The organism is Psychrobacter sp. DM4, from assembly GCF_051307035.1.
In the GTDB taxonomy this organism is placed as follows: Bacteria; Pseudomonadota; Gammaproteobacteria; order Pseudomonadales; family Moraxellaceae; genus Psychrobacter.
Genome location: NZ_CP195536.1, coordinates 619,439 through 633,947, shown reverse-complemented (window position 1 = coordinate 633,947; position 14,509 = coordinate 619,439). Strand labels below are relative to the sequence as shown.

At 45.8% G+C, this 14,509-nt stretch carries 12 protein-coding genes and 1 tRNA gene; 6 read left to right on the top strand and 7 right to left on the bottom strand.

Annotated features, from left to right (window positions below; all coding sequences use genetic code 11):
* The first annotated feature begins 35 nt into the window (after positions 1-35).
* The 4 genes from gatA (at position 36) to ACR64G_RS02780 (ending at position 3,967) form a co-directional block, all read left to right on the top strand.
* Complete coding sequence (gene gatA / locus ACR64G_RS02795) at positions 36-1,532, top strand: Asp-tRNA(Asn)/Glu-tRNA(Gln) amidotransferase subunit GatA (protein ID WP_435980033.1); 1,497 nt, start codon at positions 36-38, stop codon at positions 1,530-1,532.
* 84 nt (positions 1,533-1,616) lie between these two features.
* Positions 1,617-1,955 carry a hypothetical protein gene (locus ACR64G_RS02790; protein WP_435980032.1) on the top strand — a complete coding sequence of 113 codons (339 nt, stop codon included), beginning with the start codon at positions 1,617-1,619 and terminating at the stop codon, positions 1,953-1,955.
* Positions 1,956-2,295: 340 nt separating this feature from the next.
* On the top strand, positions 2,296-3,798 hold the full coding sequence (gatB, locus tag ACR64G_RS02785; RefSeq protein ID WP_435980031.1) for an Asp-tRNA(Asn)/Glu-tRNA(Gln) amidotransferase subunit GatB: 1,503 nt from the start codon (positions 2,296-2,298) through the stop codon (positions 3,796-3,798).
* A 92-nt stretch (positions 3,799-3,890) separates the two neighbouring features.
* Positions 3,891-3,967: transfer RNA gene (locus ACR64G_RS02780), tRNA-Pro, on the top strand.
* Between the two features lie 77 nt (positions 3,968-4,044).
* Here ACR64G_RS02780 and bioD read toward each other — a convergent pair.
* On the bottom strand, positions 4,045-4,794 hold the full coding sequence (gene bioD / locus ACR64G_RS02775; protein WP_435980030.1) for a dethiobiotin synthase: 750 nt from the start codon (positions 4,792-4,794) through the stop codon (positions 4,045-4,047).
* 233 nt (positions 4,795-5,027) lie between these two features.
* Between bioD and ACR64G_RS02770 the strand changes: the two genes are divergently transcribed.
* Positions 5,028-6,242, top strand: a complete 1,215-nt coding sequence (locus ACR64G_RS02770) for an 8-amino-7-oxononanoate synthase (RefSeq protein WP_435980029.1) — start codon at positions 5,028-5,030, stop codon at positions 6,240-6,242.
* 46 nt (positions 6,243-6,288) lie between these two features.
* On the opposite strand, the gene bioA is transcribed toward ACR64G_RS02770, so the two are convergent.
* Positions 6,289-7,629: an adenosylmethionine--8-amino-7-oxononanoate transaminase gene (bioA, locus tag ACR64G_RS02765; RefSeq protein ID WP_435980028.1), complete on the bottom strand. Its 1,341-nt coding sequence runs from the start codon at positions 7,627-7,629 to the stop codon at positions 6,289-6,291.
* Between the two features lie 155 nt (positions 7,630-7,784).
* On the opposite strand from bioA, the gene ACR64G_RS02760 reads away from it, so the two are divergent.
* The gene (locus tag ACR64G_RS02760; RefSeq protein WP_435980027.1) at positions 7,785-8,717 is read left to right on the top strand and encodes a DUF1853 family protein; all 933 of its coding nucleotides are present in this window, start codon (positions 7,785-7,787) and stop codon (positions 8,715-8,717) included.
* 16 nt (positions 8,718-8,733) lie between these two features.
* Here the strand turns inward: ACR64G_RS02760 and ACR64G_RS02755 are convergent, their stop codons facing one another.
* From ACR64G_RS02755 to trpA, 5 genes are all read right to left on the bottom strand, one after another.
* Positions 8,734-9,264, bottom strand: coding sequence for a DUF2726 domain-containing protein (locus tag ACR64G_RS02755; protein WP_435980026.1), 531 nt, complete (start codon positions 9,262-9,264; stop codon positions 8,734-8,736).
* A 195-nt stretch (positions 9,265-9,459) separates the two neighbouring features.
* Positions 9,460-10,701: a LysM peptidoglycan-binding domain-containing protein gene (locus ACR64G_RS02750; RefSeq protein ID WP_435980025.1), complete on the bottom strand. Its 1,242-nt coding sequence runs from the start codon at positions 10,699-10,701 to the stop codon at positions 9,460-9,462.
* 252 nt (positions 10,702-10,953) lie between these two features.
* The gene (gene folC, locus ACR64G_RS02745) at positions 10,954-12,303 is read right to left on the bottom strand and encodes a bifunctional tetrahydrofolate synthase/dihydrofolate synthase (protein WP_435980024.1); all 1,350 of its coding nucleotides are present in this window, start codon (positions 12,301-12,303) and stop codon (positions 10,954-10,956) included.
* Positions 12,304-12,472: 169 nt separating this feature from the next.
* Complete coding sequence (accD, locus tag ACR64G_RS02740; RefSeq protein WP_435980023.1) at positions 12,473-13,390, bottom strand: acetyl-CoA carboxylase, carboxyltransferase subunit beta; 918 nt, start codon at positions 13,388-13,390, stop codon at positions 12,473-12,475.
* A gap of 289 nt (positions 13,391-13,679) precedes the next feature.
* Positions 13,680-14,504 (bottom strand): tryptophan synthase subunit alpha, encoded by an 825-nt coding sequence (gene trpA / locus ACR64G_RS02735; protein WP_435980022.1) that lies wholly within the window; start codon positions 14,502-14,504, stop codon positions 13,680-13,682.
* Positions 14,505-14,509: the final 5 nt, after the last annotated feature.

The window sequence follows — 14,509 nt, the reverse complement described above, 5'->3', positions numbered from 1 at the left end:
TATCGATAACCCTAACATATGACGGACAAACTCTTATGTCTGAGATACATCTTTTAAGCACCCAGCAATTAATCACAGGTCTACAAAACAAGCAATTTAGTAGCACGGAATTAACTGAGCACTACATCAAACGCATCGAGGCGTTAGACAACAAGGTTAATAGTTTTATCACTACGACCTTTGAGACTGCGCGCGCGCAGGCAAAAGCAGCTGATGAGCTACGCGCGCAAGGGGACAAGCGCTTGCTGCTAGGTATGCCAATGGCGCACAAAGACATCTTTTGTACTCAAGGCGTATTGACGACTTGCGGCTCTAAGATGCTCCATAACTTTGTCTCGCCTTATGATGCGACGATCGTCTCTAACATCGATCAGGCAGGCATGATTAGCCTTGGTAAGCTCAATATGGATGAGTTTGCGATGGGCTCGGACAACAGCAGCTCATATTACGGTACTGTGCAAAATCCTTGGAATCTTGAGCGCGTCCCTGGCGGCTCCTCTGGTGGTAGCGCGGCGGCCGTCGCCGCAGGATTCGTCCCTGTCGCAACCGGTAGCGATACAGGCGGCTCTATTCGTCAACCTGCCTCGTTTTGCGGCTTAACTGGTATCAAACCGACTTATGGTCGTGTTTCCCGCTTTGGAATGATTGCGTATGCCTCAAGCTTCGATCAAGCCGGTAGCATGGGGCGTAGCGCTAAAGACTGCGCGTACTTGCTCCAGCCGATGGTCAGCTACGATGAGCGCGATGCAACCTCAGTCAAGCATGACATTCCAGACTATGTGCAAGACCTCAATGACGCAGAAGCCAAAGCAGGTGACAAGCCTTTCGCCGATCTACGTATCGGTGTCGCCAAGGCATACTTCGGCAAAGGACTCGACCGCGATGTCGAGCAAACGGTAAAAGCCGCGTTGCAAAAGTACGAGGAGCTAGGCGCGACTATTGTAGAGGTCAATATCACAGATCCTGACATCACCCTTGCCACTTACTATATGCTCGCCCCTGCTGAGGCGTCCTCTAACCTATCGCGTTTCGATGGCGTGCGCTTTGGCTATCGCTGCGAGAATCCTAAGGATTTGACTGACCTCTATACGCGCTCGCGCTCTGAGGGTTTTGGTCCTGAGGTACAGCGCCGCATCCTGACGGGGACTTACGCATTATCGGCAGGCTATTTTGATGCTTATTACACCAAAGCACAAAAGATTCGCCGTCTTATTATCAAAGACTTTGATGAGGCTTTTGCTAATTGTGATGTCATTGCCAGTCCTACGTCCCCGACTGCTGCTTATAAGCTCAGCGATAACCTCGACCCTGCGACGATGTATTTAGGGGATGTCTATACTATCGGCGTCAACCTAGCAGGCTTGCCCGCACTGAGTCAGCCCGTTGGTCTAACGTCTGAAGGTTTGCCTGTCGGCTTGCAATTGATCGGGCAGTATTGGCAAGAGAGCAAACTGCTCGCCACCGCACATCTGTTTCAACAGCATACTGATCATCATTTGCAACATTCTGCTATTGCTCAGCAAAACGTGTGACACTGATGGATGTAGTTGAATCACTTAGCGTATTCAATGATACGATTTATACGAGCGAGAATTTGACTCTAATGAGGATATAAGATGAACATTAACGAGATGTTAAAACAAGACTACGGCTTAGATGATGATCAAGCGAACACCTTACAGACAGAGCTTAGAGACTTAGAGGTGTTTCATGAGAATAATTTTGAAGATAATAAAGGCTTCTTTAAAACCTTTTATAACAAGTTTGAAGAGACGATTGCCCCTTATGGCTTTGAAAAAGGCGATACCAAACAAATCGAGGCTTTGGTAAATAGTCTGTTCTTGCAAGGTAATTTTAAAATCTTGCTAAGTTACGTCATCCCCGCTTTTTATCAGAGTGGTGGAGATAGCGACGTTTTCTCAGAAACTTACACCGAAATGATGAATAGTTATTAGAGCCATAGAATGTGGTCTGTGTACCACTAGCGTGAATGAGTTGACTGGTACTAATGAACATTGGTACTAATGAATAGTGAGACCTGCTATAACGAGGTCGTTTAGCCGCGATTGAAGCGGATATACTGCTCGGATAAGCGTATTGTGAGGGCTTCGTTTTGCTATGGCTACGCGGAGCAAGAGACATGGCAAACGCTAGCCCTCGCAGCGGTTAGATGAGCAGATAGTAGCGAAAAGCGATATTAGCTCCAAGAATTTTATGCAAATGTTGATAACAACTAACGAATAACACGTTATAACCTAATAATTATTTATTTTAATGTTTTGATAGGATTTTACAATGGAAATGACAGAGTTTGCTGTTCGTGAAGAACTGCTCGTCGACGGCTATGAAGTGATCATCGGTATTGAGATTCATTGCCAGCTGAATACCGAAAGTAAGATATTCTCAAGCGCGCCAACGGATTTCGGTCATGAGCCAAACTCGCAAGCGAGCATCGTCGATTTAGGGCTACCAGGTGTCTTGCCAGTATTGAACAGAGGCGTGTTGGATCGCGCGCTAAAGTTCGGTATCGGTGTCAACGCAGAATTGGGACTGTTCAATACCTTTGATCGCAAAAACTACTTTTATCCTGACTTGCCTAAAGGCTATCAGATCACCCAAATGGCGCATCCTATCGTTGGCAAAGGCTATATCGATGTGGTCGTCAACGAGGGCGACAAAAACGAGTACCCTAAACGCATGGGCATCACTCGCGCGCATTTAGAAGAAGACGCGGGCAAGTCAGTACATGATGCGGTTGACGGTATGACGGGCGTCGATCTCAACCGTGCAGGCACACCGCTGATTGAAATCGTCTCTGAGCCTGATATGCGCTCAGCTCATGAGGCACTGGCTTATATCAAAGCTATTCATCAGTTGGTGACGTGGCTGGGTATCTCAGATGCCGTCATGGCAGAAGGCTCGTTCCGCTGTGATTGCAACGTGTCGGTACGCCAGCCTGGCGGCGAGCTTGGCACGCGTACTGAGCTGAAAAACTTGAACTCGTTTCGCTTCATTGAGCGTGCTATCCATCGCGAGATTGAGCGTCAGATTGATATTATCGAGGATGGTGGTAAAGTGGTACAGGCGACGATGCTTTATGATCCTGATCTCGATGAGACGCGTACCATGCGTACCAAAGAGGATGCCAATGACTATCGCTACTTCCCTGATCCTGATTTGACGCCCGTACGTCTCGAACAACACACTATCGATCAGATAAAGGCGGCAATGCCTGAGCTGCCCGTGGCGCGCCGTGCTCGCTTTGAGGATGAGCTTGAGTTATCAGAATATGACGCGCGTATCTTGACCGGTAGCCGCAAGCTTGCCGACTACTTTGAAGACGTCGTAACCGAAATCGGCGCGCAGGACGCCAAAATGACGGCGAACTGGGTCATGGGTGATCTGCTGGGTGCACTCAACAAAGACGACAAAGACATCACAGGCTCCCCTATCAGCGCTAAGCAATTGGCGGGGCTGCTCGCTCGTATCAAAGATGACACCTTGTCTGGAAAAATGGCGAAACAGGTCTTTAGCGCGTTATACGCTCGCGAAGGCGGTAGTAGCGATGATGCCGCTGACAAGATCATTGAAGAAAAAGGGCTCAAGCAAGAGACCGATACAGGTGCTATTAAAGCTATCGTCGAAGACGTCATTGCTAATAATCAAGCGATGGTGGAGGAGTATCGCGGCGGTAAGCAAAAAGCCTTTAACGGTCTGGTTGGACAGGTGATGAAAGCCAGTCGTGGTAGTGCTAATCCGCAGCAAGTGAATGAGATCTTAAAAGGGCTACTCGGCTAAAATGACTGCTATACGTCAAATATCATTGCTAAATTTGGGTAGAATAAATAGCCCTTGCAATAAAAGTAAATTTGCGTAAAATAGCAGTCATTCGGGGCGTAGCGCAGTCTGGTAGCGCACTACACTGGGGGTGTAGTGGTCGCAGGTTCAAATCCTGCCGTTCCGACCAAACATTGTTTTTGAGCTTAGTGTTAGGGCATACCGTCATAGACCGTATGCCCTTTATTTTGGGCGTTTTTTGGGTTTTCATAGTATACCTGCCAACACCTTTGCGTAGCTTGTAAGTGAAAACGGGTTATCAGTATCGAAATCTTGAGTATATTGCTCGGATGAGCTATCAGGTAAATCGACCCAGTAGGTCTGCGGGTGATTAGCTTGCAGATACTCAAGTAGATAGTGTCTTGTACTATCGACAATCTCCTCATCTTTTAGATAATTTAAGTCATTATTGCCAGAACTGTTAGGCTGCCACTGATTGTATATGAGCGCGTGCAAGGTCAATGAGCGGCTCTCTATCGCCTCAATGCTGAGCAGGGTATGATTAATGCTCCCAAGTCTACCAGAGGTCACTAAGACGATAGGATAGCCCTGCTTAGCGATATAATCCAAGCTCAATACTGAATCAGTAATAGGTACCATCAGCCCACCAGCACCCTCTAAGAGCACAATATCGTAATCCATCAAGAGCTTATCAGTCGCAGCAGTGATAATATCAGGCTCAATTATAGTATGTTCTAGAGCAGATGATAAATGCGGGGAGGCAGGCTTGCTAAAAACGTAAGGGCAAGTCGTTCCTTCTTTATCTACCCTTTGCAAAGGCATTCCCATCGTATTTCTATGAGTTATGAGATCCTCTGCAATATCATGACAGCCTGTCTGTACCAGTTTTTGAGTGATTACCTTATGTCCCTTTTGATACAGAGCTTTTGCTAACTGTCCTGTCGCAATGGTCTTACCGATGTCGGTATCAATACCGCTTATAAATAGTACAGTCATACTGATTATTCCTCAATTTAAGACGTATAACTTTGGTAAGATTCTACCAACTTTTTATTATTTAGCAGAATAAGCATTAGCTCTCCACTGCCGTTTCATTGCGAAGAATATAAGGTTAAAATAACGACTTTCGCTATCTTTGGATCGTCTAAAAGGTGGGGATTATCTGATCAAATAGCAAACAGACTCTAGATCTGTTCTTCACCTTATTTTAGTATTTTAGGACGGCTTTTATGACAATACCTACGCTGACAAGCCTAACGGATCATCTAGAGGCTCTACATTCTAATGACCAGTATCGACAGCTTCCTATTATCAAGCATAGAGATCAGTGGATCATAGCCAATGATAACGCATTACTCAATATCTCAAGCAATGATTATTTAGGTCTCGGTAGCGACACCCGCTTGCAAACACAATTCTTAGACCAGCTACAAACGCTACCCGAATCGCTATTACCAAAAATGGGTTCTACCTCCTCGCGCCTGCTCACAGGTAATCATGAACAACTGCAATTGCTTGAGGAAGAATTGATAAAGTGGTATCAGCTTGGCTTGTCATCCCAGCAACGCCGCGCTTCTACAAAATCTGTATTAGTCATCAACAGTGGTTATCATGTCAATATCGGGGTTTTGCCTGCACTCGCCAAACTCCCGCTGAATACACTTATTGTGTCAGACGAATTGATTCATGCCAGTATTATCGATGGCATACGTCTTATCAGTAGCAAACACTGCACTTGCAAACGATACCGCCATAATGACCTGACACATTTAGCGTCTATACTCGAGGGCGCTGATACGTCTATTGAGCGCATTATCATTGTTACCGAAAGCATCTTTAGTATGGATGGCGATCGTGCAGACTTAAAAGCTTTAGTAACACTCAAAGCGCGCAATCCTCGTATTGAACTATATGTCGATGAGGCACATGCTGTCGGCGTTTTAGGTCGTCATGGGCTAGGTTTAGCTGAGGAGACGCAAACCTTAGAAGACATAGATTATATCGTCGGTACCTTTGGTAAAGCCTTTGCTTCGATGGGCGCTTATGTTATCTGTGATGACAAGGTGAGACAGTGGTTAATCAACCAAATGCGCTCCTTTATTTTTAGCACCGCCCTACCGCCTATTACCCATAGCTGGACGCGGTTTATATTAGAAAAAATGCCGTCCTTTCATCATTTGCGTACTCATCTTGCTAAGCTTTCGCTGCAAGTGGTAGAAGCTATAGACGATAGCTCAACAGCATGCTATCAGTCTCCTATTATCCCCTACATAATAGGGAGTAATGCCAGTGCTATAGATAAAGCGCAACAGCTTCGAGATGCTGGATTTTATGCCCTTCCCATCCGTCCACCCACAGTACCTGTAGATACAGCGCGCATCCGCATCGTTATGAACGCAAAGCTAACTATAGAGGACTGTGACCGTTTGATATCACAGCTATAAGACTTTTAAGCACGTGTGACTCTTCATGGTAATCATCTAGGGTATGCTAACCAATACTTACACCTAAATATTGTTCAATCGTTAATTTTAATCGACGGCATAGTGTCGCTATCTCTGATTCAGTCATGATGATTGGCGGCATGATATAGATCAGTTTGCCAAAGGGTCTAACCCAAATTTTATTAGCGACAAGTAGTCTTTGAAAGGTCGGCATATCGACAGCTTCATTAAGCTCAATCACACCTATAGCGCCCAGCACACGAACGTCTACTACTTCAGGATGGCTCTTAACTTCAGATAACTGTGATTGCAAAAATTGCTGTATTTGTCTAGCGCGCGCAGGATAGTCATAATCAATCACTAAGTCTAGTGACGCAATAGCTACTGAGCAGGCTAGCGGATTGCCCATAAAGGTCGGGCCGTGCATTAAGGCTGCATACTTACTATTGGCAATGGTATCTGCCACATAGCGCTGACATAGTGTAGCGGCGAAAGTCATATAGCCGCCTGTTAATGCTTTTCCTATAGTCATAATATCTGGTGATATATTGGCATGATTACAGGCAAACATTTTACCTGTACGCCCAAACCCCGTGGCGATTTCATCTGCAATCATCAACACATCATAGTGACTACATAGCTTGCGTATGAGCTGTAGATACTGAGGGCTATAAAAACGCATACCGCCAGCGCCTTGCACGATAGGCTCAATAATAAATGCTGCCATACCGTTATGATTGTCTTCAAAGAATTGAGTCAGTTTTTCTCTCTCATTCTCTGTCATCTCACTCTCAAACCCATCTATAGGCTTATCTGTGAATAACTGTACCGGTAACTGGTTGCCGTAGATACTGTGCATACCGCCGATAGGATCACAGATACTCATAGCATGCCAAGTATCGCCATAATATCCTGAGTAAGTTGTGGCAATTTTATTTTTTTCAGGTTTGTTTTTTGCCAGTTGATACTGCATGGCCATCTTTAGTGCGACTTCAACAGAGATACTGCCGCTGTCTGCATAAAAAATAGCGTCAAGACCTTGAGGTACAATTGAGAGTAATTTTTTACCTAAATCTATGGCAGGTTGGTGCGTGAGACCGCCAAACATAACATGAGACATTTTATTGAGTTGCTCACGAATGGCCTGATTTAATTTGGGATGATTATAGCCATGAGTACAAGCCCACCACGACGACATGCCGTCTATGAGGGGTTCGCCCGATTTGGTATAAAGGTATACCCCATCACAGCGCTCAATAACAAGGTTGGGATAAGTGGGCGGTAGCGAGGTGTAGGGATGCCAAAGATGATGATGATCAAAGGGATCTACTTCAGAACAAGTATGCGCGTTGTATTTTTCATCTGTGCAAGTTAGATTATTGGTCATAAATCTATGAGCTGTAATAAGGGGCTTGGCTTAATATAGCGCTAATAATAGCTAAAATCTAGTGAGTCCCTTTGCAAAAAAGGGTCTATAAGTCTATAGACTTTTATGAGTCTACCCTTTAGGGTAAATGCTCTATACCCTATATGATTCATATTATGTCCGAGTCTACCCCGCATCGTCCTTCTGCTCTCGTCAATCATGACCCTTGGGAGCAATTCAAGCGCCCTTACGTACGCGATTTGGCTTTTGTGCTGGCCTGCCCTAATGTCTTAACTAAGTGGCTAGATTTTTCACCTGAGCAAAATACTCATGCTATTAAAGTACATAGTAGCGCGTTTTGGTTGGCTCGATTTGAGGCTTATAAAGCTCGGTTGGACGAGTTGGATAATACAACTGCCTATCGAGAGCTAACCCGTTATTTACTTAAACGTCCCAGCCCTAACCGTTTAGGCTTTCATTTTGAAGGCCTATTATCATTTTGGTTGGAGGATGGGTATGCGCGAGAACTACACCCGTATGAGACGCTTGCAAATAACGTACAGCTGTTCAATGGTAAACAAACCGTCGGTGAGCTGGATCTGATTTTGTACAATCACAACGAGCAATTAATTGAGCATTGGGAGCTGGCAATTAAGTTCTTTATGGGCGCGCCACCTTTTGCCCCTGAGCATTGGGTCGGTATCAACTCCAATGACAATTTGGAACGTAAGATGACGTATATGCAAACCAAGCAGTTTCGGGCAGTTTGGGTCGATACTAAATCGCGTGGACGCGTCCGCATTGATAAGCGTTATGGGGTGATAAAAGGACGGTTTTTCTTACCTGTAAATATGAATAACTTTGATAAGCCTGATTGGTTATCGCCTAATTTTCCCATCCATGAATGGTGCGATGAAAATGATGAGGCCATGCTTGCCACGCTTGATAGCTCCAAACTCAGAGCCGCTCATTATATTGAATGGTTTACCAAGCGTGACTTTTATGATGATGCAACAGTATCAAAAAATACGCGACCAACGACAGGGTTGTATTTTTTAGATCAAAGACCTATCGTTATTTACCCTAGAATGAGTGACGACACACTATAGGAGTTCTAAAAACTTCCTAATAAGTCTCAATTACTTGCATCAACTCATACCTGAGCAGATCAGCGCTAGGCATACGCTCAGCATGGAAGCGTACAATAGCAATACCAGCGCTGGCGAGCGCCTTGTCCTTTTTGTCGTCTGCCTTTTGCCGCGCTTTACTATTGTGAGTCCAGTCATCGAGCTCTATAGCGACAAGCGTCGTCTGCATATCGATATCTGTGATGACATAATCCACACTTTGGCGACAAATACGATTGAACCAAAAACTGCGCTCGCCAGTTTCCTCGCTATTAGACTCGATAATGCGTGACAGCTGCACTTGTACAAAAATATGATATTCAGGTAGGGCGTTTTTGAGCTTGTTAAAGAAGACAACCTCAGTATCTGTCATGATGGGAATAGGCGCAAAGGGCCAGATAGCCAGATCATCACCACGAACAGGCTGCGGCTCAGGGTCTGCTCTTTTTACAACTGACTGCTGTCTGATGACTATTATCAGTCCCAAAAACCCGACTGCTGAGAGCAAAAATATAACGCCAAATGACATGGTTTTACCTTATAAATAACTAAAGACTAAGCAGCCTTTACGGGCCAATTAGTCATACAAAAACAAATATGACAGTACAATCAGACTATACTGCTATCGTAGCTAAGCTGACCGCAATCAGCAATTCACAAAACAAAAGACACGACAATCATTGTCGTGTCTTACAATAAACCTTTATACTCTGAACCTTTTAGTTTACCAATACAGAACCCAAGCACCAGTCGTATCGACCTTAGGATCACTATTGACCTTATCTTTTAGCGCCAATGCGGCAATCTTGCCGCGCTCGGGACCGACGACGACGCGGACACCTCGACTGGTCGCGCTCGTTTTGACTTGGTATCCTGCAGACTTAAACCTTTTAGCAACCTCGTCAGCCTTGGTTTGGTTGCCCGCTAATGCCACTTGTACCCCAAAGCTGCCTTTAGCATCTGTCTCTTTGACGGTTTGACGAGCTTCTCGAAGTTTTTGCTGCGCGTCACGCTTGGCTTCAGTCGACTTTTTGGCAAGAGATTCTTCTTTTTGACGTTTTTCTTCACGAGATCTTTGGGCGCTAAGGGCTTCGCGCTCTAGACGTTCAATCTGTCGGTTGGAGGGAATGGTAAGGGTTTGACCCAGTTGTAATGCGTCCGAAGGCGAGATGTCATTCGCTTGAGCCAATACGCCAACGGGTACGTTGTATTGACGAGCCAACTTGATGAGACCATCACCGCGCTTAACTTTGTAATCTGTAGGTGATGTTGGTGGCTCGCTTTTGGCCTTTTCGGCAGCGGCTTGTTCTTCAGCTTGTCTTTTACGGCCAGCGGCTTGCTCTTGCTCTTTTTTAGCTTTAGCTTCAGTGTCTGCGCGCTCAGCTTGTGCCTGTTTTTGCGCTTCAACTCGCTTAGCCACCTCTTGCACTTTGGCACGTCTAGCAGCTTCTTGCGCCTGTAGCTCCTTTTGCTGCTGGGCTGTAGTAGTCGTTTGGCTATCTATAGAAGTACTTACATTAGTATCCGCTACTGCCCGCGGTTGTACCGTTGGAGCTTCTAACGTCGTCGATGACTGTGAATCTGGCTCTTTCGGTTCTGGCTCTGCATCTTCAACTGCTGCCCCAGCGATATTGTCTCTATATTGCTCATTCTCAGCACGGGCTTTTGCCAAGGCTTGACTCTCAGCTGTTTCTTGTTCGGCTAAAAACTGCTCGGCACGCTTTTCTTGTTCGGCGACACGCATCGCGCGCTCTCTTTGTTTTTGCGCTAAGAGTCGCTTTTCAGTCTCGATATCGGTCGTGAGCGGTGCTGGCGCTGCAACTGTCTCAGAGTTTGCGATATCGACAATAGTGGTGGTTTGCTCAGGGCTATTATCACCGCCAACTTGCTGCACCATTGCATATAGCATGACGCTACCGCCTACAATCATTCCAATGCCCAATAAGGCTTGTCTCGAAAAGTTCATTCGTTTACGTCTCTTAGTTGGTTATAAGTCTGATCTGTTGGCGTCGCTAGTGGTCTGAATGCAAATCACGATATATAAATGACTATGTATCAGTCTTTGAGTAGACCACTGCCTATAGTAACTCACTACGCTAGCAACGCGCACATCACGTTATTGATGCTCTGAGTATAAAGTATATTTTTGGTGCTGTCTGCTACTAGGCGACATGGCAGAGGGAACGCTCAATCGATTTTATAACACAAAAACAATGAATCATAGGTTAAGTATGGCAAGCGCTTCACCTATGGTATGAAAAGAGCCGCAAACGACGATCAAGTCTTGATTGGTACTCCCAGCAATGACGGCTTTTGTAGCTTGCGCTAGGCTTGCAAACGCGCTTATATCCTCTTTATCTATATAGGTAGTCATAACTTCAATCAACTGATCTGTATTGGCCGCACGAGGGTAGTCAATCTCGGCGATGAACCACTCGCTTAAAGGCAAGTCAGCTTGCGTTAAGCGCTGTACTACTTTATCAATATCCTTGTCAGCAAGCATAGAAAATAGCATCTTGATCGTGCCTGTCTGAACACTAGGGATTTTTTCTAGCTGAGCATTTTGATGCTGTTGCCAAAACGGTAATAATTGCATTAGCAAAAACGCAACCCCTTGCTCATTGTGTGCCACATCAAACAGCCAATGGCGGTCTTCAATATGGCGATAATCAAAACGTCCTGCTAACTTTACGCTTTGCAAGGCCTGCTTTATATCAGCAACATCGATCTTTAAAGGGCTCGCTAGCACAGCTGACAAGGCAGTGGCTGTATTGGTAAGCGATAACGCAGGGCGCGGTAGCTCAAGCGTGACCGCAGCATTGCTGTACTGCCAACTCATATCGTCAAGTACGCGATAGCTAAAGTCCTGCCCAACTTGATAACACTTTGCTTGATACTCGTCAATCTGCTGCCTGACACTATTTGGCATCTCAGTAGCGCCATAGATTAGCGGTATATTTTTGCGCAAGATACCTGCCTTTTCGCGGCCAATATCCTCAACGTTGTCCCCTAACCAGTCGACATGATCGATACTGACATTGGTAATGATCGCTAGATCTGGATCGATAATATTGACGACATCTAAACGTCCACCTAATCCAACCTCCAAGACCCAAACATCACAATCAGCCTCCGCGAATATCAGTAGTGCCGCAAGCGTCGTCATCTCAAAAAACGATAATGTCAATTCGCAAGCCAATCTTGCGCGCTCAACGCTATCAAACGCGCTAATCAAAGTCTCATCACTGACCATCTCGCCATTGATACGCACACGCTCGTTAAACACGCTTAAATGCGGCGACTGATACAGTGCCGTTTTGTATCCAGCTGTCTCAGTCATCGCAGCAATTACTGCGGTCGTTGAGCCTTTACCATTGGTGCCAGCAACGGTAAACACATAAGCATTATCTTTCGCTGATTGCACCACGCCTAGATATTCTGCGACAGGCAATACCCGTGACAGTCCCATGTCTATCGCTGAGACATGAATCTGCTGCATATAGTTGAGCCACTGTGTGAGGCTGGCGGTGCTATCTGGACTGGAATGTGATGCGCTAGAGACAGACATGATAAAGCCTATATTAAAATGACAAACAAGTACGAAAACAGGTGATAGTAACAAGCGACGAACGGGTCAGTGTATAACACCCTTGGCAAAAACCAAATCTAAAAAAATAGCACTCATCGCTCATTGACGATAAATGCTATTTTGTAATCAAACGAATCAGGAATAGAAATTAAGCATCAACATTAGGCTGATGGCAAAGTTTTGCCAGCAAGCGATAGATCGTATCTACCATCTGATGGCGATGTACCACTTCATCAACCACACCGTGCTCGAGCAGAAACTCTGCACGCTGAAACGGCTCTTCTAAAGTTTCGCGCACCGTTTGCTCAATGACGCGTTTGCCTGCAAATCCTATCATCGCTTTGGGCTCAGCCAAATGAATGTCTCCTAGCATCGCAAGTGACGCCGTCACCCCGCCATAAACAGGATTGGTCAATACAACAATGTAAGGGATACCTGCTAAACGCAATCGCTCAATAGCCGCCGCCGTACGTGCCATTTGCATAAGCGACAATAAGCCCTCTTGCATACGTGCGCCGCCCGATGCAGCAAAACATACTAACGGCTTGCGCTCTGCCAATGACTTCTCAGCCGCTTGCACGAATCGATCGCCGACCACTGACCCCATCGAGCCGCCCATAAAACGAAAATCAAAAGCACAAGCCACCACATCAATGTTACGCAGCTTGCCGTACATAACGATTAGCGCTTCTGTTTCGCCCGTCTTGGTTTGCGCCTCAAGCATACGCTTGGGATAAGGTTTACTATCGACGAAATGTAGCGGATCTTTTGCGGTAAATTCTTGGCCAAGCTCACCGTCTATTTGCTCCAAAAACCACTGTAAGCGCTCGCGTGCGGTCATCGTCAAATGATGCTCACAGTGCGGGCAGACGTAGCAATTAAAAATGAGCGCGGTATTGGTAATCTTAGAGTGGCAGTTACTACATTCCGTTGACGGCTCTGTTTCAATAGCAGTCAACGCGGGCGTCAGTTGGTGCTTGACCCCAGGTACAGGCCTGTCAAACCAAGTGCTAGGTTTGCTAGCGCCATTACTAGTGGCCTCTGGTTTTTCTATTGTATCAGTCATAGTATTGGCCCTTATCCTAGGCTATTTGACAAGTTTACTCACAAGCTTGTCGCTAGTTGTTAAATGTCGTTGCGATAATCCCTTATATAGCACCCTAGCTCTAGCAGTTATCTTTGGCAGCTATACGATACCTTTTACGGAGCAGTAATATATGTACAGGTTTAGTTTACACACGTAAACTAAATTTAGCAAAGCTAATCCCAGCTATCGATAAGTAGCCAAAAGCGCTATCATTGAATTATCAAATAACGCCAATTAACCTATTGCCTTAGCAATGTGAGTTGGCAGTTTATGCGCTTAGACTGTCCAATGCTGATCGTAGCTCGTCCATCTTAGTCATGATCTTTTGCTGAGCAGTAGCAACGGCACTAGCGTCATTGCCATCGATATCAGCAAAGTTCTGTACCAATTCGCTACCGACAATAATACCATCAGCATGAGCGCCAATCGCTTTAGCTGAAGCCCCGTCACGAATACCGAAGCCCACGCAGACAGGTAGATCAGTCTCAGCCTTAATCGCTTGTACTTGGGTTGCGACATCATCGGTATTGAGGGTCGCTGAACCTGTTACGCCTTTGAGTGAAACGTAGTAGATATAACCACCGCAATGGGTCAATACTTGCTGGCGACGTTCAGCCAAGGTAGTCGGCGATAACAAGAAAATCTCGTTAATGGCATTGTCCGTTAGATGCTGAGTAAAGCTCCCCGCCTCGGCTGGCGGCAGATCGACCATCAAGATACCATCAACGCCTGACAGCTCACATAAAGCGACGAAACTATCATAACCGATAATCTCAACGGGATTAAGATACCCCATCAAAATAATCGGCGTTTGCGTATCTGTCTTGCGAAACTCGCCCACCATTTTGAGTGCTTCTCGGGTACTCGTACCCGCTGCTAGTGCACGCTCGCCTGCTAAGGCAACGGTTGGCCCATCTGCCATAGGATCAGAGAAAGGCAAGCCCACTTCGATCATATCTGCGCCGTGCTTGACGAGATCATGAAGCAAACCAACGAAGTTGCTAGGATTAGGATCGCCTGCCATTACATAAGGAATTAAGGCTTTTTTATTTTGCGATTTTAGGGTGTCAAAGGTGCTTTCAATTCGGGTCATAAGGG